Origin of the sequence: Streptomyces sp. NPDC088785, assembly GCF_044750685.1 — a bacterium.
GTDB lineage: Bacteria > Actinomycetota > Actinomycetes > Streptomycetales > Streptomycetaceae > Streptomyces.
The window spans coordinates 56,269-81,607 of record NZ_JBIVKH010000010.1; the positions used below are offsets into that span (position 1 = coordinate 56,269).

Consider the following 25,339-nt stretch of genomic DNA (forward strand, 5'->3'; position numbering starts at 1 on the left):
CGGCACGGCCCCGGTCAGCCCAGGTGCACGGACCAGTCCTGCTCGGCGCCCGGCTTGCCGTGCAGGTCGGGCACCCGCTTCAGCCACGCCGGGCGCGCCCTCCGCGTCGCGGCGGCCCGCCGGGCGTCCGCCGCGGCCAGCTCGTCCCGGCCCGGGAAGTCCGTGGGCAGCCAGGAGGCGGACCCGCGGGCGCGGGCCAGCAGGTACGCCACGTACGCGTCCCGCGCCTGTCCCGGCGACGCGAAGTCGGACGTGAGCCAGGCGTCCGGCACCAGGGCCAGCACCTCGCGCAGCAGCCCCTCCGTCACCTTCGGGCGGAGCTCCGCGTCGGCGGCGCGGGTGTCGGGCCCGTACCCGCCCAGCGCGTGGTGCCGGAAGTCGTAGGCCCGCTCGGGCGCGGCCCCCTCCCAGCGGTGGTGGAAGACGAGGGCGGCGCCGTGGTCGATGAGCCACAGCTTCGGCGGGGCGATGCCGAGGGTCGGCCAGACCATCAGGTTCGAGCTGTGCACGGTGCGGTCGACGTTGACGGTGAACGCGTCGAGCCACACGATCCGGCCCGCCTCGACCGGGTCGACGGGGAACACCTCGGCGATCTCGGGGGTGAAGTCGGCGGCGCCCGGCAGATAGTCCATGCCGAGGTTGAGCCCCGCGCTCGCGTGCAGCAGGTCCTGGACCTCCTGGTGCGGTTCGCCCGCCGCGACGGCCGGGTCGAAGCGGGCGAGGACCAGCTCCGGGAAGCGCAGGCCGAGGCGGCGCGCCAGCTCCCCGACGACGATCTCGGCGACCAGCGCCTTGACCCCCTGCGCGGACCCGGTGAACTTCAGCACGTACGTGCCCAGGTCGTCGGCCTCCACGACACCGGGGACCGACCCGCCGGCGTGCAGCGGGGTGACGTAGCGGGTCGCCGTGACTTCTCTCAGCATGGTCCAGGGCTCCATGGATCAAAAGCCCAGCATTTCACGGCCGGCCCATCCGCCGCGCCAGCTCGGCCAGCCGGTGGCGCTGCGCCTGCGCCGCCTGACCGACCACGAAGGGCCGCAGCGGTCTCGGGCAGACCACGCGGACCGTCTCGCACACCCGGGTGCCCTCGGGGACGCCGGTCAGCTGCACCGTCGCCGTGAGCCGGACGCCGCCGGGACTGCGCACCTCGCTCACGATCCGGTGGCCGGCGGCGGGGAACGTCATCGACACGCGGATCGGGTTGTCCCAGCGCAGCGACCCGAACCGGAACCGCTCCACCGCGACGTAGCGCACCTCGTCCGGCAGCGTCGTCACGTCCCGCACCGCGACGACCAGCGGTGCCAGGCCGACGTAGTTGTCCGGGTGTGCCAGGTGTGCGAAGACCCGGGCCGCCGTGGCGGCGACGGTGACGCTGCGGCCGAACTCCTCGGTAGGCATGTGCACATCATGACGCAGGCGCCGGTTTCCGCTCCCCGGGCCTTCATGAATGGCACGTTTGTCATTAGCATCCGACGATGCGTCGGATCATCGCGGTTCTCATCGGATTCCTGCTCGGTCTCGCGGCGCTCCCGCCCGCCGCGCACGCGTCACAGGCGGACGTCCCCGCGGCCCACCCGGTGGAGACCGCTCCGGCGACCGGAGCCCTCTTCTACCCCAGCGTGCTGGGGGCGGTCCCGCGGCTCGGCGGCCCGCACTTCTGCTCGGCGGGCATCGTCCACTCGCCCTCGCGCGATCTGCTGGTGACCGCCGCCCACTGCGTCTTCGGGGGCGGGGCCACCATCGAGTTCGCGCCCCTGCTGCACGACAGCGAACTCCCCGGCGGCGTCTGGTCGGTGACCGGCGTCTACATCGACCCGGCGTGGACGAGGTCCTTCGACCCGCGGCACGACGTCGCCTTCCTGCGCGTCGCGCCGCAGGCCGGCAAGAAGATCGAGGACGTGGTGCCGGGAGCGCCCCTGGGCACGCCGCGGGCGCAGCAGCCGGTCACGGTCAGCGGCTACCCGATGGGTAGCCGGGGCCGCCCCCTCACCTGCACCGCCCCGCTGGAGGACGTCGACGGCTACTCCGGCATCCACTGCGCCGGGTTCGGCAGCGGGACGAGCGGGGGCACCTGGCTCCAGGACGGACAGCTGGTCGGCGTGATCGGCGGCCTCGAACAGGGCGGCTGCGCACCGGACGTGGAGTACAGCACCCCCTTCGGCGACGACGTACGGACCCTGTTCGCCCGGGCGACCGCCGGCGGCAGGGGCGACCTGGCCCCGATCGGCTTCACGGCGAACGCCTGCTGAGGCGGTGGGTGGGGCGGGCGGGTCGGTCGGGCGGCCGGGGCGGTCGGGAGGGCGGTGTCGGTTGGTCGGTCGGTGTGAGTCGGCCGGGTCGGTCGAGTCGGTCGACCCGGGCAGGCCGGGGCAGGCGGTCGTGCGGGCCGGTCGGGCCGGGGCAGACGGTCGGCCGGGGCAGGCCTGTCGGGTCAGGCCGATCGGGCGGGTCGGTCGATCGGGTCGGTCAGGTCAGCCGGGTCGGTCAGGTCGGCCGGGCGGGTCGGGTCGGCCGGGCGGGCGGGTCGGGTCGGGTCGGTCGGGCGGGTCGGGCGGGTCGATCAGGCGGTCGGTCGGGCCAGGCCGGTCGGGCGGGGAGGCGGTCGGGTCAGGCCGATCAGACAGGGGCAGTCGGGTCAGGCCGATCAGGCGGGGCGGTCGGGTCAGGCCGATCCGACAGCGGGCGGTCAGAAGTCGATCGGGTCGCGGATGATCGGGCAGGTCATGCAGTGGCCGCCGCCGCGGCCCCGGCCCAGTTCGGCGCCCACGATGGTGATGACCTCGACGCCGGCCCGGCGCAGCAGCGTGTTGGTCTGGGTGTTGCGGTCGTAGGTGAAGACGACGCCGGGCTCGACGGCGACGGCGTTGTTGCCGCTGTCCCACTGCTGGCGCTCGGAGGCGTAGACGTCGCCGCCGGTCTCGATCACCCGCAGACCGCCGGAGATCCCGAGCGCCCTGCCGACGACGTCGACGAACGGCGCGGACCCCTCGTCGGTGATGTCGAGGCCGGGCGCCCGGTCCGCGGGGCGCAGCGTGAACGTGTGCACCGAGTCCATGATCTTCGGGTAGAGGGTGACGATGTCGCGGTCGGCGAAGGTGAAGACGGTGTCGAGGTGCATCGCGGAGCGCAGCCGGGGCATGCCCGCGACGATGACCCGGTCGGCGGCGCCGCGCTCGAACAGCGCGGTCGCGACCTGGGTGATGGCCTGGCGGGACGTCCGCTCGCTCATGCCCATCAGCACCACGCCGTTGCCGACGGGCATGATGTCGCCGCCCTCGAAGGTGGCCTGCGCCCACTCCCGCTCGGGATCGCCCCACCACACGGTCGACCCCACGAAGTCCGGGTGGAAGAGGTACACCGCCTTCATCAGGAGCGTCTCGTCATGGCGTGCGGGCCAGTAGAGCGGGTTGAGGGTGAGTCCGCCGTACAGCCAGCAGGTGGTGTCCCGGGTGTAGAGGGTGTTGGGCAGCGGCGGCATCAGGTATTCGCGCACGCCCGCCGTCTCCCGGGCCAGCGCCACGTACGGGGAGCGGAAGTCGTCCGGCAGGTCGGTGGTGGCCAGCCCGCCGATCAGGTACTCGGCGAGGCGCCGCGGCGTCAGGCTCTCCAGGAACGCGCGGGTGTCGTCGATGAGGCCGACGCCGACCTGGTTCGCCACGATCTTGCGGTCCAGGAGCCAGCTCCTGGCCTCGGGCAGCGCCATGGTCTGCGCGAGCAGTTCGTGCAGCTCGACCACCTCGACCCCGCGCCGGGTCAGCTCGTCGACGAAGGCGGCGTGGTCGCGCTGGGCGTTCTCCACCCACATGACGTCGTCGAAGAGCAGGTCGTCGGAGTTGGTCGGGGTGAGTCTGCGGTGCGCGAGGCCGGGCGCGCACACCAGGACCTTGCGCAGCCGGCCCACCTCGGAGTGCACGCCGTACGCGGCGGAGACGGGGGTCGGGTCGTGGTCGGTCACGGTCTGCCTTCCGGTGGTCGAGCCGGTGGTGGAGGGGGTCACAGGCTGATCCAGCCGACGGCCAGCGCGACGACACCGAGGACGGCGCCGGCGACGGAGACGGCCAGGATGATCAGCTCCCGGGCGGAGAAGACGCGCCGGCCCTGCTCGCGGCGGGCCATGACGAAGAGGACGCTGGCGGGGGCGTAGAAGATGAACGAGACGAGGACGAACTTGAGCCCGGCCGCGTACAGCAGGAACGCGGTGTAGACGGTGGCGAGGGCGGCCACCACCAGGTCGGAGGAGAGGCCGGTGCCGCCGCCGACCGTGCGCGGATCGGGCCGCAGCGCGATCTTCAGCGCGAACGCGGCGGCCAGCAGGAACGGGATCAGCGTCAGGGAGCTGGTGAGGTCGAGCGCGAAGTTGAAGGCGTCGTCGGAGAACAGGGTGACGACGAGGACGACCTGGGACAGGATCGTCGTCATCAGCAGGGCGGGCACCGGCACGTCCTTGGCCGTCGCGCGGCCCAGGAAGCGCGGCATGTCGTGGTCCTGGGCGGCGACGAACAGCACCTCGGCGGCCATCAGGGTCCAGGCGAGGTAGGCGCCGAGCACCGAGACGATCAGGCCGACGCTGACGAAGACCTCGCCCCAGGTGCCGACCGCCTCCTGGAGCACTCCGGCCATCGACGGCTGGCGCAGGCCGGCGATCTCGCTCATCGGCAGGATCCCGTACGAGACGATGGTGACCGAGGCGAAGATCGCGAAGACGCTGAGGAAGCCGAGGACGGTGGCCCGGCCGACGTCCTCGCGGCGCTCGGCGTGCCGCGAGTAGACGCTGGCGCCCTCGACGCCGAGGAAGACGAAGACGGTCGCCAGCATGGTGCCGCGGACCTGGTTGAAGAGGGAGCCCGCGTAGTCGGCGCCGCCCCAGTTCTCGGCGAAGACGTGCGGCTTGAAGAAGAACAGCGCCAGGATCACGAAGACCACGATGGGGACGACCTTGGCGACCGTGACGATCCGGTTGATCGTCGCGGCCTCCCGCACGCCGCGCCGGATGAGCAGGAAGAAGCCCCACAGGCCCACCGAGGACAGCACGATCGCCAGGAAGGTGTCGCCGTCGCCGAGCGCCGGGGCGATCGCGCCCACCGTGGACATGATCAGCACCCAGTACGTCACGTTGCCGACGCAGGCGCTGGCCCAGTAGCCGAACGCCGAGAAGAAGCCCAGGTACTCGCCGAACCCGGCCTTGGCGTACGCGTACACCCCCGCGTCGAGATCCGGCCTGCGCAGCGCGAGGCGCTGGAAGACGAAGGCCAGCATCAGCATGCCCGTGCCCGCGACGACCCAGGCGATGAGCGCTCCGGCGACGCCGGTCTCGTCCGCGAACCGGCGGGGCAGCGAGAAGACCCCCGCGCCGACCATGGAGCCGACGACCATCGTCGTCAGCGTGAACAGCGTCAGCTTGGCGGTGCCGGAAGGGCTGTCCCGGGCGGTGTCCCCGGTCCCGGTGGAGTCCGCGGCCTGATCCATACGCTTCAGTCTTCTACCGGAATACTGGTTTCTGCACCTTTTGCGCGTGCAGGGTGCATGCGACGGCGGCCCGCCGGGGCCGGTGCGGGGCCCCGGTCCAGTGGCCCGGACCGTCGTACCGGCGCGCGAGGGGGACGGCCGACGGTCCCCCGGCCGGGAGGCGGCGCCGACGCGGCGGGGCGAGCACGGTGGCGTGGACGGAGCGGCGCCGGGGCCGACCACGGGTGTCGGCGCCGCCTCCCGGCCGGGGGACCCGCCGCAGACGCCGCGGCCCGGCCGCACGCCACCGGCACCGGCACCGGGCCGCCGCCACCGGGCCGCCGCCACCGCGCCCGACGGCCAAGGCCGCGCGCATGCGACGCTCCTGACGGAGCGGCACCCGCACGGCCGCTCCCCGGGCTCGTTTTGGTGCCGGGCGCCTCCGGTCCATAGGATCCGGCGGATGATCATCAGACAACGGCTGGCGGCGGGCCTGTGCGCCCTGCTCGCCGCCCTGACAGCCGGTGGCCTCGCGCCCGCGGCGGCGTACGCGGACGAGACCGACCGCGGACCCGCCCCGCAGGTCGAACTCGTCCTGGACGTCAGCGGATCCATGCGCGCCCGCGACATCGACGGCGGCTCGCGCATGGCCGCGGCGAAGCAGGCGTTCAACGAGGTCCTCGACGCCACCCCCGAAGAGGTGGAACTCGGCATACGCACGCTGGGCGCCAACTACCCCGGCGACGACCGCAGGACGGGCTGCAAGGACACCCAACGGCTCTACCCGGTCGGTCCGTTGGACCGCACCGACGCCAAGACCGCGGTGGCCACGCTGCAACCCACCGGGTGGACCCCGATCGGTCCCGCGCTGCTGAAGGCCGCCGGCGACTTCGGCTCCGGCGACGCCGCCAAGCGCATCGTCCTCATCAGCGACGGCGAGGACACCTGCCAGCCGCTCGACCCGTGCGAGGTGGCGCGCGAGATCGCCGCCAAGGGCATCGGGCTGACCATCGACACGCTCGGCCTGGTCGCGGACGCCAAGACCCGCGCACAGCTCTCCTGCATCGCCGACGCCACCGGCGGCACGTACACCGCGGTGCGGCACAAGAACCAGCTCTCCAAGAAGGTCGGCCAGCTGGTCGACCGGGCCGCCGACCCGGTCGTCAATCCGGTGGCCGTCGACGGCGCCGGGCAGTGCGCCGACGCGCCGAAGATCAAGCCCGGCCTGTTCAGCGACCGGGAGGAGTTCGGCGAGCACCGCTTCTACCGGGTCGACGTCGATCCCGGGCAGGAGCTGCGCGCCTCGGTGAGCGTGGCGGCCGACCGCGCCGTCCACCAGGACTACGGCGTGCTGCTGCGCGCGGTCACCACGCACGGCCGGGAGATCGTGCGCGGCCAGGAGTCCGGCGACGGCCGCACGGACGCCATCTCGACGGGCCTGCGCTACCCGAGGCCGGAGGCCGACGACGAGGACGACGCCGGGTCGGCGCCGGAGACGGTCTGCCTCCAGGTCTCGAACTCCTACTCGGCGCCCGCGTCGGTGAAGACGAGCCCCGGCCTGCCGGTCGAGCTGACGGTCGACCTCGTGGACGGCCCGGAGCAGGCGTCGGACGTGGCCGCGTTCGGGCTCGGCAACGGCTGGTGGCTGCTGCTCGCACTCGTCGTGGCCGGCTTCCTCGCCGGCGTGATCTGGGGCTGGCTCTCACGCTGGCGTGTCGCCGTCTGGAGGACCAACTGATGCGACTGATGCGACGTACGAGACTGTTGACGGGCGCCGTGCTGGGCGCCGCCACCGCGCTGCTCGCGCTGGCCGGACCGGTCGCCGCCGACGACGACGCCGAGGCCGGCCGGGCGCCGACCGAGGCGGGGACGTCGTTCCGCACGGCGGCCGCGATGCAGCAGGACCAGAAGGCGACGGCGAGCGCGTCCACGGGCGACTACCTGTACTGGTCGTACCCGGCCGACGCGGGACAGCGCCCCACGGTGACCGCGCGGGTCGACCTGTCGTCGGCGCAGGCGCGGCACGGGTCGCAGACCTGGCGGATAGACGTGTACGACGGGCTGCGGCGCCGCCAGTCGTGCATGTACGGCTCCCAGGCGCGCACGGTGCCCGCCGAGGCGCGGAGCGTGGACCTCGCCTGCACGCTGCGGCCGGTGCGGGCCTGGTCGGATGCATGGGCCAACGACCCGCTGCCCGGCACGTACTTCGTCCGGCTGACGGTGACCTCGCTCGCGGACGCCGACCTCGGGCAGCCGGTGTCGGCCTCGGTCGAGGCGCACGCGAAGGATCTCGGCTCGTCGGCGGCCGTCGACGGCAAGCTGTCCACCCCGCTGGTCCCGGGCACCACGGCCGCCGCCGGGAAGGCGGCGCCGACGGACGGCTGGGCCTCCGGCTGGTGGACGGGCCGCTGGGTGTGGACGGCGGCCGGAGCCGTGCTGGCGGCGCTGGCCGGCATCGGCGGCTACACCCTGACCCGCGGCTCGGGCCGCCGCCCGGTGGGCGCGCCGTAACTCGATGGACGCGGGGACGGCTCCCACCGTCCCCGCGCCCCTGAGGACTGCGGGGCCGCTGGTGGGGGAGGCTGCGCGCAGCGCATGCCTCCAGGGGCGCGGGGAACGGCGCGACCGGCCACGACGCGAGGCGCACCCGTCCACCGCCCACGACCCCCACGACGCGGCACACCCACCCACCGGCCGACACCCGCACCGAGGCACACCGACCCACCGGCCGACCCCCGCGCCGAGGCACCCCGACGACACGGCGCACCCACCCACCGGCCGACCCCCGCGCCGAGGAGTCGCCCGTTCCGGGCCGGCTCACCCCCCGACGGCGCGCAACCGCTTCGCCAGGGCGCCGTCCCCGAGGACGGCGACCCGCCCGGCCCGCGCCGCGTCGACCACCCCGACCTCCCCCCGGGCGACGGCCCCGCACACCTCGGCGTCCAGGGTCAGCCGCACATCGAAGGCCCCCTGCGCCACCGCCCCGTCCCCGTACCCCGGCTCCTCGCCGAGCCGCAGGTGGAACACCCCTTCGTCCACCCGCACCTCGACCACCCCGGCCTCCCCGAGCCGCTCCAACTGCCCCAGCAGGGGCAGCGCCAGCCAGTGGGCCCGCACCGCGTCGGTGGCCCGCCGCGCGCCGAGATCGGCCGCGCCCCACTCCCCCAGCGCCACCAGCACGGGCAGCAACTCCCGGCCGCGTGCGGTGAGTTCGTACACGTACACCGCGGCGGGGGCGCCGAGCCTGCGCCGCGTGGCGAGCCCGTCGCGCTCCATGTCCTTCAGCCGCGTGGCGAGCATGTCCGTGCTGACGCCGGGCAGATCGGCGTGCAGGTCGGTGTAGCGGCGCGGCCCGGCGAGGAGTTCGCGCACGATCAGGAGGGTCCAGCGGTCCCCGACGGAGTCGAGGGCGCGGGCTGCGGCGCAGTACTGGTCGTAGCTTCGGCGTGGCATGACGCGCAGTCTATGCAACTCGTTGGACTTTCCAAGCGTCCACTTGGTAAAACCAAGTAACAATGGTCCGGCACAGTGACACCTGGTCCGCCTGGAGGGCAAGCGCATGGAGTTCCGGCAGTCGAGCAAGCTGAGCGAGGTCTGCTACGAGATCCGCGGCCCGGTGATCGAGCACGCCAACGCGCTGGAGGAGGCGGGCCACAGCGTGCTGCGCCTGAACACGGGCAACCCGGCGCTGTTCGGCTTCGAGGCGCCCGAGGAGATCGTCCAGGACATGATCCGGATGCTCCCGCAGGCGCACGGGTACACCGACTCGCGCGGCATCCTGTCGGCCCGCCGCGCCGTCGCCCAGCGCTACCAGACACTCGGGATCGAGGTCGGCGTCGAGGACGTCTTCCTCGGCAACGGCGTCTCGGAGCTGGTCTCCATGGCCGTACAGGCCCTTATCGAGGACGGCGACGAAGTCCTCATCCCCGCCCCGGACTTCCCGCTGTGGACGGCGGTCACGACGCTCTCCGGCGGCAGGGCCGTGCACTACCTGTGCGACGAACAGGCCGAGTGGTACCCGGACCTGGCCGACATGGAGGCCAAGATCACCGACCGCACCAAGGCGGTCGTCATCATCAATCCCAACAACCCCACCGGCGCCGTCTACCCCAAGGAGATCGTCGAGGGCATCCTCGACCTGGCCCGCCGCCACGGCCTGATGGTGTTCGCGGACGAGATCTACGACCAGATCCTGTACGACGACGCCGTGCACCACAGCGCCGCCGCGCTCGCCCCCGACCTGGTCGTCCTCACTTTCTGCGGACTGTCGAAGACGTACCGCGTGGCGGGCTTCCGCTCCGGCTGGCTGGTGATCACCGGGCCGAAGCAGCACGCGAAGAACTACCTGGAGGGCCTGACCATGCTGGCCTCCATGCGGCTGTGCCCGAACGCGCCCGCCCAGTACGCCATCCAGGCCGCGCTCGGTGGCCGCCAGTCCATCCACGAACTCACCGCGCCCGGCGGCCGGTTGCGCGAGCAGCGCGACACGGCGTGGGAGAAGCTCAACGAGATCCCGGGCGTCAGCTGCGTCAAGCCGAAGGGGTCGCTGTACGCGTTCCCGCGGCTGGACCCGAAGGTGCATCCGCTGGTCGACGACGAGCGGTTCGTCCTCGATCTGCTGCTGCGGGAGAAGATCCAGGTGGTGCAGGGCACGGGCTTCAACTGGCCGCGCCCGGACCACTTCCGGATCCTCACCCTCCCGCACGCCGACGATCTCGACGCCGCGATCAGCCGGATCGGGCGCTTCCTGAGCGGATACCGCCAGTGAGCCCCTGCGCCGCCTGCCCGTATCCGAGCCACACCCAGTTCGCCTCGCCCGGCCTGGTCGGGCCCATCGTGGAGGAGGGCTTCGACCGGGCGCTCGACCCGGCCTGGGCGGAGTCGGGCGCGGCGACGGTCGAGGACTACGCGCGCTGGTGCGGGCACCTGTGCGGGGCGACCTGTCTGCGGATGGCGCTCGGCACCGCGGCGCCGAGCCTCTTCCGGCTCCGGGACGACGCGCTGGCGTTCGGCGCGTACACCGTGGACGCCGACGGGGACATCCACGGGATGGTCTACGCGCCGGCCGTGGCGTACCTGCGCGCCGAGCACGGGACGGACGCGGCCGTGCACCGGGAGCTGACGGTGGACGGCATCGGCGGGCTCCTCGACGCGGGACGGCTCGTCGTCGCCTCCGTGCACTACGCCATCCGCCGCCCGCACGAGCCGGCGCCCGGCCGGGGCGGCCATCTGGTCCTGGTCACCGCCCGCACGCCGGACGGGTCCGGATACCACTTCCACAACCCGTCGGGCACGGACGCGGCGACCCGCACCGCGTCGCTGCCCGCGGGCCGGTTCGCGGAGTTCTTCGCGGGGCGCGGCATGTCGCTCGCTCCCCCGCGGGCGGCGGCGCTTCAGGCGTAACCTGCCCACGAAGACCGACGGAACCGGCGGCGGGTCGAGGAGTACGGAACGGTGGACGCGGCTCTCATAGCGGTGCTCGGCACCCTGCTCGGCTCGGTGGTCACCCACTTCTTCCAGGGGCGGGCGACGGTGCGCGGCGCGGAGCTGGCGCGGGCCGAGCAGTTGCGGCAGGAGCGGATCTCCAGTTACAGCGCGTTCGCGGGCGCGCTGCACGACTACCGGCGCAGCCAGAACGACCGCTGGTTCCGGACGCACGAGAACGCGCCGGAGGCCGTCGTCGACGCGTCCCGGTTCATGTCGTACGAGGCCCGGATCACCGCCCGCTCCGCGCTCACCCGCGTGCAGCTGATCTGCGACGATCCACAGATGCGGCAACTGGCCGAGCAGTCCTTCGAGTACGTCAACTGTCTGCACGAGGCCACCGACGCGGCGGACCGCGACCGGCGCTCCCAGCGGGCGAAGCGGACGCTGGACGCCTTCGTGTCGGCGGCGGCCCCGACGGTGCGCTGACGCGTAGGGCCGCTCTGTCATGGGCACGCTTGCCCCATGACGGAGAAGCCGCTGCTGCTGCTCGACGTGGACGGCCCGCTCAACCCGTACAAGGACCGTCTGGCCCGGCTGCACGGGTACCGCACGCACCGGCTGAAGCCTTCCGGCTGGCTGTCGCGGCAGGAGCCGGGGTCCCGCCCGTACCGGCGGGGGCTGCGCGTCGTGCTGCACCCGGGGCACGGCGCGCTGTTGCGGGCGCTGCCGTACGAGCTGGCCTGGGCGACGACCTGGATGCACGACGCCAACGAGCTGATCGCGCCGGCGGTCGGCCTGTCGCGGGACCTGCCGGTCATCGAGTGGCCGGAGCTGTTCGCGGCGGACCCGGACGGCCTGTACTGGAAGACGCGGCACCTCGTGGAGTGGGCGGCGGGACGGCCCTTCGCCTGGGTGGACGACATGCTCACCGAGGCCGACGTCGCGTACGTGAAGGAGCGGCACACGGCGCCCGCGCTGCTCCTCACGATCCCGCCGCGGCACGGCCTGCGGGCCGCCGACTTCGCCCGACTGCGCTCCTGGGCCGAGGAGTTGGAGCGCGCCTAGCGGTGCCTCGTGAGCGGTGTGCCGGGTCGCTGTGAGCCGGTGGACGGTGCGCGGGAGCGGCGGGGTGCAGGGGTGCGGCCCGGTCAGCGGCCCAGGAGGGAGTCGAGGGTGGTCAGCGGGTCGCGGGCGGGGTCGCCCCGGGGCCACCAGTCGTCGCGGCCGGGGTCGGACTCGTAGCCGTACCACAGGCCGTCGCGGCCGAGGCGGAGCTGGAGCGACGGCGTCGAGAGGTGGTTGCGGCGCGGGCGGAACTCGGGGTGGCCCTGGGCGAGCAGCGCCGGGCGGGCCCGGTCGAAGGGGCCCGCGGGCGGGTCCCACTCCTCCTCCAAGACGTGCAGCCCCTTCAGTCCGCCCTGGCGCCAGGCGGCGACCGCGCGGGCCAGGTCGGCGGGGGTGCGGCCGGTGCCGCGGGCGAGCGAGGCGTACAGCGCGCGGGTGGCGGCGGTCAGGCCGGAGCCGGGATGCCCGGCGGCGACGCGGACGGCGTCCTGCCAGGGGGTGAGCCGCGCGATCGGGTCGTCGCCGGTGGTGAGCAGGGTGTGCGCGCGGGCGCCCGCCTCGGTGGCGAGCAGATCGAGGGCGAGCGGGTCGGGGCCCTGCGGGTGCTGCGGGTAGGAGGGCGGCCGCTCGGGGTGCGCCGGGGCGGGGAACTCGGGGGGCAGGGGCGGGAGTTCGGGGCGGTCGGCGTAGAGGCCCCGGGCGGGGACGGTGTCGGTGGCCGGGGCCGTCGCACCGGTCCGCTCGGCCGCCGTGTGGGTGGCGTTGCGGCGGGTCAGGGCCGTGAGCAGGTCCTGCTCGCCGCGCCCGCGCAGCAGGAACAGCACGAACGGGTCCTCGTCGAGGAGCCGTGCCGTCTGGTAGCAGAGCGCCGCCGCGTGCTTGCACGGGTGGGCGCGGTCGGGGCAGGTGCACTCGGGCGTCAGGTCGTCGGCGACCGGCAGCAGGTCGACGACGGCGGCCAGCGCGTGCGGCACGTCCTTGTCGAGCAGGGAGGCCATGTGGTCGGGGCGGGCGGCGGCGGTGCCGAGGAAGCGGTCCCAGGCCTCGTCGGAGAGGGGGCGCAGCCGCAGCTCGGCGCGGTAGGGGCGGGGGCGGGAGCCGTGCACGTAGGCGACGGCGCGGCCCGGGGTGACGGTGATCGCGTCGACGTGGCCGCGGTCCGCGTAGGTCCGGCCGCGGGCGAGGCGGGCCGGGTCGAGGGCGGTGTCCTCCAGGGCGTCGACCCACGCGGTCCCCCACCAGGTCAGCGCGGCGTCGCCGCTCTGGGCGCGCGGCGGCAGCGGCGGGAAGGTGCGGCGGCCGTCGGTGTGCCGGGCCCGGGCCTGCTCGGCCGCGGTGGCCCGGCCGGGAATGTGGGCGCTGTGGCGCCCGGTGCCGCCGCGCCTCACGCCGACCCCCTCCTCAGGGACACGAGGTCGCTCAGCTCGCGGTCGGTCAGTTCGGTGAGCGCCGCGTCGCCGGAGCCGAGGACGGCGTCCGCGAGGGCCCGCTTGGCCGCGAGGAGTTCGGCGATCCGGTCCTCGACCGTGCCCTCGGTGATGAGCCGGTGGACCTGCACGGGCTGGGTCTGGCCGATGCGGTAGGCGCGGTCGGTGGCCTGCTCCTCCACCGCCGGGTTCCACCAGCGGTCGAAGTGGATGACGTGGCCCGCGCGCGTGAGGTTGAGCCCGGTGCCGGCCGCCTTCAGGGACAGCAGGAAGACGGGGACGTCACCGGACTGGAAGCGGTCCACCATGCGCTCGCGCTCGGCGACCGGGGTGCCGCCGTGCAGCAGCTGGCTGGCGATCCCGCGGGTGGTGAGGTGCGTGGACAGCAGCCGCGCCATGGACACGTACTGGGTGAAGACGAGCACCGAGCCGCCGGAGCCGCCCGAACCGCCGGAGCCGGCCGGTGGCCGCCCGCCGCCGCTGTCCCGTGGCAGCCGCTCCGGCGCTTCGTAGAACTCCGCGAGGATGGTGTCCAGCAGTTCGTCCAGGAGGTCGAGCTTGCCGGAGCGTCCGGCCAGGCGCGGGCGGGTCCCCTCGCCCTCCTTCAGGTACTGCGCGGGGTGGTTGCACACCTGCTTCAGGGAGGTCAGCAGCTTCATGATGAGGCCGCGTCTGCCGATGCCCTCGGCGGCCTCGATCTGCGCCATGGACTCCCGGACGACCGCTTCGTAGAGCGAGGCCTGTTCGCGGGTGAGCGGCGCGGGGTGGTCGGACTCGGTCTTGGGCGGCAGCTCGGGCACGATGCCCGGGTCGGACTTCTTGCGGCGCAGGACGAACGGGCGGATCAGCCGGGACAGCCGCTCGATGGCCTCCGGGTTCTCCAGCGGCCCCTCGCCCTCGACGGCGCGCGCGTGGCGTGCGCGGAACGCCTTGAGCGGGCCGAGCAGGCCCGGGGTCGTCCAGTCGAGGAGCGCCCACAGCTCGCTGAGGTTGTTCTCCACGGGGGTGCCGGTGAGGGCCACGCGCGCGGGGGTGTCGAGGGTGCGCAGGGCCTTCGCCGTCGCCGAGTTGGGGTTCTTGACGTGCTGTGCCTCGTCGGCGACGACCATGCCCCACTCGTGCGCCGCGAGTTCGGCGGCGCGGGTGCGCAGGGTGCCGTACGTGGTGAGGACGAAGCCGCCGGTGCCGTCGTCGAGGCTGCGGTCGGCGCCGTGGAAGCGGCGCACGGGGACGCCGGGCGCGAACTTCTCGATCTCCCGCTGCCAGTTCCCGAGCAGGGACGCGGGGCAGACCACGAGGGTGGGCCGGGGCCGGTCGCGGCGCAGGTGCAGCGCGATGAGGGTGACCGTCTTGCCGAGGCCCATGTCGTCGGCGAGGCAGCCGCCGAGGCCGAGCGAGGTCATGAGGTCGAGCCAGGCGAGGCCGCGCAGCTGGTAGTCGCGCAGGGTGGCGCGCAGGGCGGGCGGCGGCTCGACGGTGTCGAGGCCCCGGGTGAGGCGGTCGCGCAGCTCGGCGAGGCGGCCGGTGGGCACGGCGGCGACCCGCTCGCCGTCGACCTCGGCCTCCCCGGTGAGGGCGACCGCGAGGGCGTCGACGGGCTGGAGCAGGCCCAGCTCGCGCTTGCGGGCCTTGCGCACCAGGTCGGGGTCGACGACGACCCACTGGTCGCGCAGCCGGACGACGGCGCGGTGCGACTCGGCGAGCCGGTCCATCTCGCGCTCGGTCAGCGGGTCCCCGTCGAGCGCGAGCTGCCAGTTGAACGCCATCAGCTCGTCGGCGTCGAAGAACGTCGTGCCGTCCGTCGCGGAGCCGGGCGCGGTCTGTGCGCGGACGACGGCGGTGGCGGTCAGGGAGCGGGCCAGCTCGCGCGGCCAGTGCAGGGTGACGCCGGCCCTGGCGAGCCGGGCCGCGCCGGGCCCGAGCAGGTCGATCAGCTCGCTCTCGGCGAGGGCGAGGACGTCGGGGACGTCCTGCTCCAGGAGGCGGCCGAGCGGCGGCCAGGCGGCGACCGCGCGGCGCACCGCGAGGACGGCGTCGATCCGGGCGCGCGGCCCGAAGTGGTCGTCGGCGTCGCCCGCCCACAGGTGGGCGGCGTCGACCACGCGCGTGGGGTCGGCGAGGCTGTGCACCTGGACGATGGCGGTCCCCGCGCGCCGGGCCTCCCAAGCGGCGCCGCTGCCCCCGGCGCCCGGGACGGTGCCGGTGACCGTGCCGGCATCGAGGTCGGTGTCCGGGCCGGGGTCGGCGCCGGTGTCGGGGCCGGGGTCGGGGTCGTCCGCGTCGAAGAAGTCCTGGTGGGACAGGTCGAGCCGGAGCGAGATCCGCACGCCCGCGTCGAGCCCCGCCGCCGCCTCGACCGCCCAGGGGCGGGCCCGCGGGAGGTGCTGGGGAGCGGCGGCGGCGAACGGGGCGCCCGCCGCGTGCGCCGCCGCCGGGGTGCGCGGCAGCGCGTCGGCCACGGCGTCCAGGAACGCCCGCACGAGGGCCTGCGGCTCCGGCACCTGGACGGGTCTGCGGCCGGCCACCGGGACGGCGAAGCCCTCCGGCGGCAGGGCGGCGGCGATGCCCCGGAGCTGCGCGACGTCGTCCTCGTCGAGCGGGCCCGCGCGCCAGGCGTCGTGGTCGGACGCGGTGAGTCCGGGCAGCAGCCGGCCGCGGGCGACCAGGTGCAGCGCGTGCGCCGCCGCCGCGCCCCAGGCCGCGGCGGCGGGGTGGGCGCCGGGGGTGCGGCGGGCCCGCACCAGCGGCGGCAGCGCGTCGACGACCGGCAGGACGAGGGCGGGCACCTGGCGGCTGCGCACGCCCGACCCGTGCGGGCGGACCACGGTGATCTCCGTGTCGGCGCCGGGCGGGCCGGCCGGGTCGTCGGGCGACCAGAAGGCCACCCGGCCCTCGCGCGGCAGCGGCGCGGGCAGGAAGACGGCGGCGGCCCGGAGCACGGCACCCGGCAGTTCCCGCACGGCCACCCGGCCTCCCCTCTTGCACTCGTCGGCTCCGCGCACCCGGCGGAGCCACCGGACCCCTCGGTCCGCTCGCCACTCGGTCGGCCCGATCGGTCCGACCCCTGAAACCTTACGGGCCGGGTCCGACAATCCCCGCTGCCTGCGGCGACGCGCGCCCCGGGTACGGTTCCAGCGAGAATGTCCACGGACCGTCCGGTGACCGATCCGATCCCTGCGAACACCGATCCTTTCGAACACCGGCCTTCCGATCACCGATCCTTCCGAACCCAGACAGAACGGTGCGCGCCTTGGGTGACCTGCTCCTTGTCCGGCACGGTGAGACCGAGTGGGCCCTGACGGGCCAGCACACCGGCCTGACCGACCTCCCGCTGACCGAGAACGGCCGGGAGGAGGCGCGCCGCGTCGCCCCGCTCGTCGGCAGTTACCACGTGGGGGCCGTCTTCGTCAGCCCGCTGCACCGCGCGCGCGAGACCGCCGAGCTGGCCGGACTCTCCCGGGTGACCGTCGACCGCGACCTGGTCGAGTGGGACTACGGCGCCTACGAGGGCGTCACCACCCGGGAGATCCAGCGCACGCGGCCCGACTGGTTCCTCTTCGACGACGGGGTGCCGCCGGGGCCGCCGGAGCATCCCGGCGAGAGCCCGGAGGAGGTGGGCGCCCGGGCGGACCGGATGCTGTCCAAGGTCGACGCCGCGCTCGCCAACAACGAGGGCAGCGTGGTGCTCGTCTCGCACGGCCACTTCCTGCGGGTGCTGACCGCGCGCCGCCTGGGACTGCCGCCGTCGGGGGGCGCCCACTTCCTGCTGGCGACCGGCACGGTGAGCCGGCTGACCTTCGAGCACGGCCGCCCCGTGATCTCGGGCTGGAACCTGCGGCCCTGAGGGCGTTGTCGGACCCGTCGTGCACCATCGTCGGCAGGGAGTCCGCAGCCGACGATCCTCCGGAGCCGGGGTGTGCCATGACCAGACCGCCGACCGCCGCGCAGCGGCGCGTCATCGAAGCCGCCGAGCCGGAGACGGGCCGGCTCACCGGCACCGCGACGCAGCTCGCGCGGCTCGTCGCGCTGCGCCTCGCGTTCCGGCACCCGAGGCCGCCGCACGAGCACTTCCTGACCCCGGCCGGCCACCGGATCCGCGAGGCCGCGAGCGCCCCGGCGACGGCCGCGCCGCATCCGGAGCCCGTCGCGGAGCCCGCCGCGCCGGGCGGTGTCTTCGCGGCGCGGCTCGGCGGCGAGCCGGACGCCGTCGCCACGCCCGCGCGGGCCCGCGAGGTGCGCACCGCCTGGCAGGGGCTGCTGGAGATACGCCGGATGACACATCCGGACGGCGCGACCGACCGGCCCTGCGCGTGGGAGCGGGGCCGTCTCACCCACTCCGCCGCGCTGGCCCTGGAGGCGGCGGGGTGCGTCCCGGCGACGGGGGCGGCGCCCGGTTACCGCGTGACGGACACCCCGCAGCCCGAGGCCGTCGCCGTCCGGCACCCCGAGCCGGCCGCCCTCGCGGAGTGCGCGGGGGCGCTCCGGCGGGCGGGCTGGCAGGTGAGCGAGCACGCGCAGCCGCGCGGGGGCCGCTGGCTGCTGGCGTCGCCGCGCCGGGTCTGAGCACCCGCGCACGGAATGCCGTGCCGCACCGCCCTGTTGAACCCGTCGGCCGGACCTGAGCAAGCGCTCAGAGCCGGTCCGCCGATCGGCGGCGCCCGGGCACCGGGTCCACCGGTCGGCGCCACCCGGATCATCGAGAGGACCACCGTGGCAGAACCGTTCGTGGCACAACCGTCCGTCGCAGAGCCGTTTTCCGTGCGGGTCGAGGTGCGCGGGTACGAGACCGACGTGCAGGGCCACCTCAACCAGGCGGTGTATTTGCAGTACGCGGAGCACGCCCGGTGGGCGCTGCTGCGGCACACCGGCATCGACCAGAGCGATCTGCTCGCGCGTCGTGTGGGTCCCGTCGTCCTGGAGACGAACATCCGCTATCTGCGGGAGCTGCGCGCCGGCGACACCGTGGACGTGGAGTGCGTCTTCGAGTGGGGCGAGGGCAAGACGTTCCGGGTGCGTCAGGCGATCAGGAAGACCGACGGCACCCTGTCGGCCGAGATCACCGCTGTGGGCGGCGTGCTGGACCTGGAGCGGCGCAAGCTGCTGGCGGACCCGAGGAAGGCCTTCGAGGAGCTGGCGAAGGACCCCGCCCCTCTCGGCCTGTAACGGCGACACCGGCCCCCGCCGCACTCCACCACCGGGATCCGCCGCGTCTCGTCCGCCCCCTCCATCGGATCCCACCGGTCCGGGCCACCTGCGCGCACCGCTGCGTGCGCGCAGGCCACCGCCCATGACCGGCACCTCGGAACCCGATGACCGGCTCCCCGGGCCCGCCCCGACCGGCCCCCTCGGGCCGCCCCCGGCGCCAACTGCCCACACCCCACGCTGTCTTGACGGGTATACGTCACTCCAAATTTCTGGTAGGAAACCTTCCTAACAGTCGACGGAACGACGAACTCCCCTCTGGAGGACCCGTGTCCAGCCCCCACATACGCACTGCACGCCCCTCCCGTCGCACCCTCCTCGCCCTTCTGGGCACCACGGTGGTCGCGGCCCCGCTCCTGTCCACGCAGCTCGCCGGCGCCGCCCCCGCCGCCACCGGCCTCGACGACCCGGCGAAGAAGGAGATCGCCATGAAGCTCGTGTCGAGCGCGGAGAACTCCTCGCTCGACTGGAAGGCCCAGTACAAGTACATCGAGGACATCGGCGACGGCCGCGGCTACACCGCCGGGATCATCGGCTTCTGCTCCGGCACCGGCGACATGCTCGACCTCGTCGAGCTGTACGCGCAGCGCAAGCCCGGCAACGTCCTCGCCAAGTACCTGCCCGCGCTGCGGGACGTGGACGGCAGCGACTCGCACGACGGCCTGGACCCGAACTTCACGAAGGACTGGGCGAAGGCCGCCCAGGACCCGGCGTTCCAGCAGGCCCAGAACGACGAGCGCGACCGGGTGTACTTCAACCCGGCGGTCAAGCAGGGCAAGGCCGACGGGGTCGGCACGCTCGGGCAGTTCGCGTACTACGACGCCATCGTGATGCACGGCGACGGCGGCGACCCGACGAGCTTCTCCGGCATCCGCAAGCGCGCCCTCGGCAAGGCGAAGCCGCCCGCGCAGGGCGGCAACGAGACCACCTGGCTCAACGCGTTCCTCGACGCGCGCGTGTGGGCGATGCAGCAGGAGGAGGCGCACAGCGACACGAGCCGCGTCGACACCGCCCAGCGCGTGTTCCTGAAGAAGGGCAACCTCGCCCTGGACCCGCCGCTGGACTGGAAGGTGTACGGGGACAGCTTCCACATCGGCTGACCGGGGCCGGCACCCCGGTCGGTACTCCCCCGTGACAGTGCCGCGCCGCCCCCGGTTCCCGGGGGCGGCGTCGGCCGTGCGGGGCGGCGGGGGGTCAGTGCGCCGCGGCGGACGTGGTGCGCTGCTCCGCGATCGCCCCTCCCGACTCCATCGGGGCCGTCACCTCGTCCGCGTCGCGATTGCGGCCCAGGTGGTTGAAGACCAGGTTGAGCAGGACGGCGGCGACGCAGCCGGTGGAGATCCCCGAGTCCAGGATGATCTTCGCGCGCTCCGGGAACGCGTGGTAGAACTCCGGCGCCGCGATCGGGATGAGACCCACGGCGAGCGAGACGGCGACGATCAGGACGTTGTTGTCCTTCTCCAGACGGGCCTTGACCAGGGTCTGGATGCCGCTGGCGGCGACCGAACCGAAGAGGACGACGCCGGCGCCGCCGAGGACCGGGCGGGGCACGACCGCGATCAGGGACGCGGCCATCGGGCACAGGCCCATCAGCACGAGGAAGCCGCCGCCGACCGCGACCACGAACCGGCTGCGGATCCTGGTCATCGCCACCAGGCCGATGTTCTGGGCGAAGGCACTGCACATGAAGCCGTTGAAGACCGGGCTGATCGCCGTGCCGAGGGTGTCGGCGCGCAGGCCGGCCGCGATCGTCTTCTCGTCCGCGGGGCGGTCGACGATCTCGCCGAGCGCGAGCATGTCCGCCGTCGACTCCGTCATCGACACGACCATGACGACGATCATCGAGACGATGGCCGCGCCGGCGAACTGCGGGGCCCCGAAGTGGAACGGGGTCGGGAAGCCCACGACGTCCGCGTCACCGATCGGCGAGAAGTCCGTGACGCCGAACGGGATCGCGACGACCGTGCCGACGACCAGGCCGAGAAGCACCGCGATCTGCTTGACGAAGCCGGTGGTGAAGCGGCGCAGCAGCAGCACGATGACGAGGGTGATCCCGGCGAGGGCCAGGTTCTTCATGGAGCCGTAGTCGGATGCCTTGGCGTCGGGCCCCTGCGCCCAGCCGAAGGCGACCGGCATCAGCGAGATGCCGATGAGCGTGATGACCGTTCCCGTCACGACCGGTGGGAAGAAACGTATCGCCTTGGAGAAGAAGGGTGCGGCGACGAAGCCGAGCACACCCGCGACGATCACCGCGCCGAAGATGATCGGCAGGGCGTCGTCCTTGTCCTTCGTCGAGTCGACGACGGCGAGCATCGGGGCGACGCCCGCGAACGTGACGCCGTTGACGAAGGGCAGCCGGGCGCCGATCTTCCAGATGCCGAGCGTCTGGAGGAAGGTGGCGAGGCCGGCCGTGAAGAGGCAGGCGCCGGTCAGGAAGGTGAGTTCCTTCGCGGAGAGTCCTATGTAGGCGCCGACGATGAGCGGGGGCGCGACCACGCCCGCGTACATGGCTGCCACGTGCTGAAGGCCGGTGGTGGCCATCTTCAGCGGGGGCAGGGTCTCGTCGACCGGATGTTTGGTATGTCCCGCGTCCTGTTCGGCGGGGGTGGTGCCTTGCTTGGTGAACCTGGGCGTCGTCGCCACTGCGGCTCCTCCGGTTGTTTTCCAGTCCCGGCGGGCCGCCGGCACTTTTCGCTTCTGGGAGGTGGTGCAAGGTGGTGCTGGATGGAACCCGTATGAAGTTGTGGGGTGCCCAGGCAGTGCTGACCGCCCCGGGAACGCGAAGCTGGGGCCGCGTTCCGGGGCGGCTCCCGAACTGCCCGCTCGGCAGTTCGGGTCCGGCCGGGGACCGTCCTCCCCGGCCGGAGTTCTCGGGAGGCGCTACGCCTGCGCGGCGATCCGCGCCAGGCGCTGTGCCTCGTCCCGCGTGGAGCGGGCGATGGCGTCCTCGTCGACGTGCAGGAGGCGGCTGTCCTCCACCACCGGCACGCCGTTGACGAGGGAGAGGGTGACCGGGGCGGCCGCGCCGAAGACGAGCGCGGTGACCGGGTCCAGGATCGAGGAGTGGGCGAGGGTGTCCATCCGCCACAGCACGAGGTCGGCGAGCTTGCCGGTCTCCAGCGAGCCGATCTCCCCGGCCCTGCCCAGCACTTGGGCGCCGCCGTAGGTGCCCAGGCGCAGCGCCTGACGGGCGTTCAGGGCGGCTTCGCGGTGGGCGCCGAGGCGGTTGATCAGCAGCGCGTTGCGCAGCTCGGTGTGGAGTTCGCCGGACTCGTTGGAGGCGGTGCCGTCGACGCCGAGGCCGACCGGGACGCCGGCCGCGAGCATGTCGGGGACGCGGGCGATGCCCGCCGCGAGGCGCGCGTTCGAGGACGGGCAGTGCGCGACGCCCGTCTTGGTGCGGCCGAAGGCGGCGATGTCGGAGTCGTTCATGTGGACGCTGTGCGCCATCCACACGTCCTCGCCCAGCCAGCCGGTGGACTCGAAGTAGTCGGTGGGGCCCATGCCGAACAGCTCGTGGCAGAACTTCTCCTCCTCGACCGTCTCGCTGCCGTGGGTGTGCAGCCGTACGCCGAGGCGGCGCGCCAATTCGGCGCCCTGCTTGAGGAGTTCGGTGGAGACGGAGAAGGGCGAACAGGGGGCGACGGCCACCTGGGTCATCGCGCCGAAGGAGGAGTCGTGGTGCTTCTTGACGGTCTCCTCGGTCGCGGCGAGGGCGCCTTCGAGGGTCTCGACGGCGAAGTCCGGCGGCAGGCCGCCGTCCTTCTCGCTGCGGTCCATGGAGCCGCGGGCCAGGGTGAAGCGCACGCCCATCTCGGAGGCGGCGCGGATGATCGAGCCGGAGAGGTCGCCCGAGCCCTGCGGGAAGACGTAGTGGTGGTCCATCGCGGTGGTCACACCGCCGCGGGCCATCATGGCGAGGGAGCCCTGCGCGGCCGCGTACGTCATCTGCTCGTCGATGCGCGCCCACGTCGGGTACAGCGCCACCAGCCAGTTGAACAGGTTGTGGTCCGTGGCGAGACCGCGGGTGATCCACTGGTAGAAGTGGTGGTGGGTGTTGACGAGGCCGGGCGTGGCGAGGTGGCCGGTGCCGTCGATACGGCGTACGACGTTCTCCAGGCCGGCCGGCGCGTCGCCCGCGCCGATGGACTCGATGATGTTGCCCGCGACGACGATGTGACCCGAGGCGTACTCGGTGTCCTGCGCGTCGACCGTGGCGATGGCGACGTTCTCGATGACGATGCGGTCTGCCGACGAAGCCGTGGAAGGTGCCATGGTGCTTCCTTCATTTCTTGAGTGGCGATTGGGCACGGCAGGACCCTAGGAGGATTTGAGTGCCGCGGCGGCGGTGGCGCTGCCGCGGGTGCCGAGATGGTGGAAGAAGAGGTTCAGCGACACGGCGACGAGCGCGCCGGCGCTGATGCCGGAGCCGAGCACGGTCTGCGCCCAGGCCGGGAAGTCGGCGTAGAAGGTGGGTGCGGCCAGCGGGATGATGCCGGCGCCCAGCGAGACGGCCACCAGGATGATGTTGGAGCTGTCGTCGAGGCCCGCCTCGGAGAGCGTGCGGATGCCGCTGACGGCGATGGAGCCGAAGAGGACGATCCCCGCGCCGCCGAGGACCGGCATCGGGACCATCGAGACGACCGCGCCGAGCACCGGGAAGGCGCCGAGGACGAGCAGGGCGGCGCCGGCGACGGCGACGACGTAGCGGCTGCGCACCTTGGTGAGCGAGACGACGCCGACGTTCTGCGCGAAGGCCGAGGTGGGGAAGCCGCCGAAGACCGGGCCGAGGAAGGTGGCGATGCCGTCGGTGCGCAGGCCGCGGGTGATGGTCCGTCCGTCGCAGTCGCGCTCGCAGATCTCGCCGATGGCGAGCATGCCGGCCGACGACTCGGTCATCAGGACGAGCATGACGAGGCAGAGCGAGACGATCGCGGCGGGCTGGAACTCGGGCGCCCCGAAGGCGAAGGGCGTGGGGAGCGCGGCGATCGGCGCGGAGCGGATGGAGCTGAAGTCCGCCATGCCGAACGGGACCGCGGCGAGCGTGCCGATCAACAGGCCGAAGAGCAGGGCGACTTGCTTGACGAAGCCGCGTCCGAAGCGCTGGATGAGCAGGATCACGACGAGCGTGAAGGCGGCGAGGGCGAGATAGCGCATGTCGCCGTAGTCGGCGGCCGTCTTGTCGCCGCCCTGGGCCCAGCCGACCGGCACGGGCATCAGGGTCACCCCGATGAGGGTGATGACGACGCCGGTGACCAGCGGCGGGAAGAAGCGCAGGAGCCGCCCGAAGAAGGGCCCGATGGCGAGGCAGAAGACGCCCGCGACCATGACCGCGCCGTAGATGGCGGGGAGTTGGGAGCCCTGCGCGTTGGTCTCGGCGATGGCCAGCATGGGCGCGATGCCCGCCGACGACGCCGCGTTGACGAACGGCAGCCGGTTGCCGACGAAGCCCTTGACGCCGAGCGTCTGGAGCAGGGTGGCCACGCCCGCGATGAGCAGCGACGCGGCGATCAGCCGGGTCTGGCCCGCGGTGTCGAGGCGGACGGCCTGGCCGATGATGAGCGGAGGGGTGACGACGCCGGCGTACATGGCGGCGATGTGCTGGAGTGCGGCGGGGACGAGCCGCGAGACGTGGAGCTTCTCGTCCACCGGGTGCGCCGCGACGTCTCTCGCGGACCGCTCCGACGGGCCGGTGGGGTCAGAACACGGGCCCTCAGCTTCTGCCGGCCCCTTTGCAGGCACTGCCATTGCTTATGTTCCCTCCGGTACGGCGCACCCCCGTCTCCTGCGGGTGGACGGGGGTGCACTCACCGCATCGACTGCGCCTGGGGCGTCAGAGGTTGGTCATGTCCAGCGGTATGCGCTGGTCCGCGCCGTCGCGCAGGATGGTGGCCTCGATCAGGCCGTAGGGGCGGTCGGCGGCCCAGTACACGGCACCGTCCTTCGCCTCGTTGTCCAGGCCGAAGGGCGACAGGTCCTGGCGGAAGTGGTGCTTGTTCGGCGCGGAGAAGCGGATCTCGTCGATCTCGCTGCGGTTGTTGATGACGCGCGAGCCCATCTGGAAGAGGGTCTGCTGGAGCGACAGCGAGTACGTCTCGACGAAGGCCTGGAGGATGTGCTTCTTGGCCTGGTCGTACGACTTGTTCCAGTTCGGGGTGCGCTGGCCGTCCTCGCCCGTCCAGTTGTGCCGCCACCACGTCGACAGGGAGGTGGCGAGGATGCGGTCGTAGTCCTCCTTGAGCGTCGTGTACTTGTCCTTGATGAAGCCCCAGAACTCGGAGTTCGTGGTGTTCATCACGGTCAGGTCCTTGAGTCCGGAGAGGACCTCGAACTTCGTGCCGTCGTAGGTGACCTGGACGAGCCGGGTCTCCTGGCCCTTGCGGACGAAGGAGTGCTTGACCTCGTCGGCGCCGATGAAGTTCGAGCCCGCGTCGGAGCCGGCGATCCGCTCCCAGCTGTACTCCTCGATGCGGATGCGCGCCCGGTGGATGGACGGCTGGCTGTCGACGAAGTGCCGGGCGAGGGCGACGCCGTACTGCTCCGCCGACTCGATGCCCACTTCCTTGGCGAAGGCGAAGCAGGTGTTCTTGGTGGTGTCGGTCGGCAGGCAGTTGGCGTTCGACCCGGTGAGGTGGACGTCGTCGAGGTCGCCGCTGAGCGCGACCGAGACGTTGAGGTCCTTGATGTGGTGGGTGTCGCCGTCCCGCGTGATCTTTACGACCCGGTTCTCGGCCTTGCCGTACTGGTTGGATCCCAGAATCGTGGGCATGTCT

22 protein-coding genes are annotated in these 25,339 nt (G+C 73.3%); 11 read left to right on the top strand and 11 right to left on the bottom strand.

Going from position 1 to position 25,339, the window contains the following annotated elements; translation table 11 throughout:
* Positions 1-14: 14 nt before the first annotated feature.
* Entirely contained in the window at positions 15-923 is a 909-nt protein-coding gene (locus ACIP5K_RS25100) for a HipA family kinase (protein WP_401412873.1), read from the bottom strand.
* 34 nt (positions 924-957) lie between these two features.
* Positions 958-1,398, bottom strand: coding sequence for an SRPBCC family protein (locus ACIP5K_RS25105; protein WP_401412875.1), 441 nt, complete (start codon positions 1,396-1,398; stop codon positions 958-960).
* 77 nt (positions 1,399-1,475) lie between these two features.
* Here ACIP5K_RS25105 and ACIP5K_RS25110 point away from each other — a divergent pair, with 77 nt between their 5' ends.
* On the top strand, positions 1,476-2,249 hold the full coding sequence (locus tag ACIP5K_RS25110; protein ID WP_401412877.1) for a trypsin-like serine peptidase: 774 nt from the start codon (positions 1,476-1,478) through the stop codon (positions 2,247-2,249).
* Between the two features lie 437 nt (positions 2,250-2,686).
* On the opposite strand, the gene ACIP5K_RS25115 is transcribed toward ACIP5K_RS25110, so the two are convergent.
* Together ACIP5K_RS25115 and ACIP5K_RS25120 are read right to left on the bottom strand one after the other, a co-directional pair.
* Complete coding sequence (locus ACIP5K_RS25115; protein WP_401413141.1) at positions 2,687-3,955, bottom strand: arginine deiminase; 1,269 nt, start codon at positions 3,953-3,955, stop codon at positions 2,687-2,689.
* Between the two features lie 38 nt (positions 3,956-3,993).
* Positions 3,994-5,466 carry a basic amino acid/polyamine antiporter gene (locus tag ACIP5K_RS25120; protein ID WP_401412878.1) on the bottom strand — a complete coding sequence of 491 codons (1,473 nt, stop codon included), beginning with the start codon at positions 5,464-5,466 and terminating at the stop codon, positions 3,994-3,996.
* A 442-nt stretch (positions 5,467-5,908) separates the two neighbouring features.
* On the opposite strand from ACIP5K_RS25120, the gene ACIP5K_RS25125 reads away from it, so the two are divergent.
* Together ACIP5K_RS25125 and ACIP5K_RS25130 are read left to right on the top strand one after the other, a co-directional pair.
* Complete coding sequence (locus ACIP5K_RS25125; protein ID WP_401412880.1) at positions 5,909-7,183, top strand: VWA domain-containing protein; 1,275 nt, start codon at positions 5,909-5,911, stop codon at positions 7,181-7,183.
* Between the two features lie 8 nt (positions 7,184-7,191).
* Entirely contained in the window at positions 7,192-7,956 is a 765-nt protein-coding gene (locus ACIP5K_RS25130; RefSeq protein ID WP_401412882.1) for a hypothetical protein, read from the top strand.
* A 306-nt stretch (positions 7,957-8,262) separates the two neighbouring features.
* Here the strand turns inward: ACIP5K_RS25130 and ACIP5K_RS25135 are convergent, their stop codons facing one another.
* On the bottom strand, positions 8,263-8,898 hold the full coding sequence (locus tag ACIP5K_RS25135) for a winged helix-turn-helix transcriptional regulator (RefSeq protein ID WP_401412884.1): 636 nt from the start codon (positions 8,896-8,898) through the stop codon (positions 8,263-8,265).
* A 106-nt stretch (positions 8,899-9,004) separates the two neighbouring features.
* On the opposite strand from ACIP5K_RS25135, the gene ACIP5K_RS25140 reads away from it, so the two are divergent.
* The 4 genes from ACIP5K_RS25140 to ACIP5K_RS25155 are packed head-to-tail and all read left to right on the top strand — an operon-like array spanning position 9,005 to position 11,937.
* On the top strand, positions 9,005-10,213 hold the full coding sequence (locus ACIP5K_RS25140) for a pyridoxal phosphate-dependent aminotransferase (protein ID WP_401412885.1): 1,209 nt from the start codon (positions 9,005-9,007) through the stop codon (positions 10,211-10,213).
* The gene (locus ACIP5K_RS25145; protein ID WP_401412886.1) at positions 10,210-10,848 is read left to right on the top strand and encodes a peptidase; all 639 of its coding nucleotides are present in this window, start codon (positions 10,210-10,212) and stop codon (positions 10,846-10,848) included. The genes ACIP5K_RS25140 and ACIP5K_RS25145 overlap by 4 nt, the downstream gene beginning before the upstream one ends.
* Positions 10,849-10,899: 51 nt before the next feature.
* The gene (locus ACIP5K_RS25150) at positions 10,900-11,358 is read left to right on the top strand and encodes a hypothetical protein (protein WP_401412888.1); all 459 of its coding nucleotides are present in this window, start codon (positions 10,900-10,902) and stop codon (positions 11,356-11,358) included.
* 36 nt (positions 11,359-11,394) lie between these two features.
* Positions 11,395-11,937 carry a hypothetical protein gene (locus ACIP5K_RS25155; protein WP_401412891.1) on the top strand — a complete coding sequence of 181 codons (543 nt, stop codon included), beginning with the start codon at positions 11,395-11,397 and terminating at the stop codon, positions 11,935-11,937.
* Between the two features lie 83 nt (positions 11,938-12,020).
* On the opposite strand, the gene ACIP5K_RS25160 is transcribed toward ACIP5K_RS25155, so the two are convergent.
* Positions 12,021-13,325: an SWIM zinc finger family protein gene (locus ACIP5K_RS25160; protein WP_401412893.1), complete on the bottom strand. Its 1,305-nt coding sequence runs from the start codon at positions 13,323-13,325 to the stop codon at positions 12,021-12,023.
* Positions 13,322-16,330: a DEAD/DEAH box helicase gene (locus ACIP5K_RS25165; RefSeq protein WP_401412895.1), complete on the bottom strand. Its 3,009-nt coding sequence runs from the start codon at positions 16,328-16,330 to the stop codon at positions 13,322-13,324. The genes ACIP5K_RS25160 and ACIP5K_RS25165 overlap by 4 nt, the downstream gene beginning before the upstream one ends.
* Positions 16,331-16,614: 284 nt before the next feature.
* Here ACIP5K_RS25165 and ACIP5K_RS25170 point away from each other — a divergent pair, with 284 nt between their 5' ends.
* The 4 genes from ACIP5K_RS25170 to ACIP5K_RS25185 all read left to right on the top strand — a co-directional run bounded on the left by ACIP5K_RS25170 (position 16,615) and on the right by ACIP5K_RS25185 (position 19,666).
* Entirely contained in the window at positions 16,615-17,208 is a 594-nt protein-coding gene (locus tag ACIP5K_RS25170; protein ID WP_401412898.1) for a histidine phosphatase family protein, read from the top strand.
* Between the two features lie 77 nt (positions 17,209-17,285).
* The gene (locus ACIP5K_RS25175) at positions 17,286-17,927 is read left to right on the top strand and encodes a hypothetical protein (protein ID WP_401412900.1); all 642 of its coding nucleotides are present in this window, start codon (positions 17,286-17,288) and stop codon (positions 17,925-17,927) included.
* Between the two features lie 147 nt (positions 17,928-18,074).
* Positions 18,075-18,527, top strand: a complete 453-nt coding sequence (locus ACIP5K_RS25180) for an acyl-CoA thioesterase (RefSeq protein WP_401412901.1) — start codon at positions 18,075-18,077, stop codon at positions 18,525-18,527.
* Positions 18,528-18,835: 308 nt separating this feature from the next.
* Positions 18,836-19,666, top strand: a complete 831-nt coding sequence (locus tag ACIP5K_RS25185; protein WP_401412902.1) for a chitosanase — start codon at positions 18,836-18,838, stop codon at positions 19,664-19,666.
* A 94-nt stretch (positions 19,667-19,760) separates the two neighbouring features.
* On the opposite strand, the gene ACIP5K_RS25190 is transcribed toward ACIP5K_RS25185, so the two are convergent.
* The 4 genes from ACIP5K_RS25190 to pucL form a co-directional block, all read right to left on the bottom strand.
* Positions 19,761-21,209, bottom strand: coding sequence for a nucleobase:cation symporter-2 family protein (locus tag ACIP5K_RS25190; RefSeq protein ID WP_401412904.1), 1,449 nt, complete (start codon positions 21,207-21,209; stop codon positions 19,761-19,763).
* A gap of 237 nt (positions 21,210-21,446) precedes the next feature.
* Complete coding sequence (locus ACIP5K_RS25195; RefSeq protein WP_401412906.1) at positions 21,447-22,841, bottom strand: 8-oxoguanine deaminase; 1,395 nt, start codon at positions 22,839-22,841, stop codon at positions 21,447-21,449.
* A gap of 45 nt (positions 22,842-22,886) precedes the next feature.
* Positions 22,887-24,314, bottom strand: a complete 1,428-nt coding sequence (locus tag ACIP5K_RS25200; protein ID WP_401412908.1) for a nucleobase:cation symporter-2 family protein — start codon at positions 24,312-24,314, stop codon at positions 22,887-22,889.
* Positions 24,315-24,399: 85 nt separating this feature from the next.
* Positions 24,400-25,335, bottom strand: coding sequence for a factor-independent urate hydroxylase (gene pucL / locus ACIP5K_RS25205; protein ID WP_401412910.1), 936 nt, complete (start codon positions 25,333-25,335; stop codon positions 24,400-24,402).
* Positions 25,336-25,339: the final 4 nt, after the last annotated feature.

Bases quoted from the DNA above. Each gene is read 5' to 3' on its own strand.
- ACIP5K_RS25100 (WP_401412873.1), bottom strand. From the start codon at position 923: ATGCTGAGAGAAGTCACGGCGACCCGCTACGTCACCCCGCTGCACGCC.
- ACIP5K_RS25105 (WP_401412875.1), bottom strand. From the start codon at position 1,398: ATGCCTACCGAGGAGTTCGGCCGCAGCGTCACCGTCGCCGCCACGGCG.
- ACIP5K_RS25110 (WP_401412877.1), top strand. From the start codon at position 1,476: ATGCGTCGGATCATCGCGGTTCTCATCGGATTCCTGCTCGGTCTCGCG.
- ACIP5K_RS25120 (WP_401412878.1), bottom strand. From the start codon at position 5,466: ATGGATCAGGCCGCGGACTCCACCGGGACCGGGGACACCGCCCGGGAC.
- ACIP5K_RS25125 (WP_401412880.1), top strand. From the start codon at position 5,909: ATGATCATCAGACAACGGCTGGCGGCGGGCCTGTGCGCCCTGCTCGCC.
- ACIP5K_RS25130 (WP_401412882.1), top strand. From the start codon at position 7,192: ATGCGACGTACGAGACTGTTGACGGGCGCCGTGCTGGGCGCCGCCACC.
- ACIP5K_RS25135 (WP_401412884.1), bottom strand. From the start codon at position 8,898: ATGCCACGCCGAAGCTACGACCAGTACTGCGCCGCAGCCCGCGCCCTC.
- ACIP5K_RS25140 (WP_401412885.1), top strand. From the start codon at position 9,005: ATGGAGTTCCGGCAGTCGAGCAAGCTGAGCGAGGTCTGCTACGAGATC.
- ACIP5K_RS25155 (WP_401412891.1), top strand. From the start codon at position 11,395: ATGACGGAGAAGCCGCTGCTGCTGCTCGACGTGGACGGCCCGCTCAAC.
- ACIP5K_RS25175 (WP_401412900.1), top strand. From the start codon at position 17,286: ATGACCAGACCGCCGACCGCCGCGCAGCGGCGCGTCATCGAAGCCGCC.
- ACIP5K_RS25195 (WP_401412906.1), bottom strand. From the start codon at position 22,841: ATGGCACCTTCCACGGCTTCGTCGGCAGACCGCATCGTCATCGAGAAC.
- ACIP5K_RS25200 (WP_401412908.1), bottom strand. From the start codon at position 24,314: ATGGCAGTGCCTGCAAAGGGGCCGGCAGAAGCTGAGGGCCCGTGTTCT.
- pucL (WP_401412910.1), bottom strand. From the start codon at position 25,335: ATGCCCACGATTCTGGGATCCAACCAGTACGGCAAGGCCGAGAACCGG.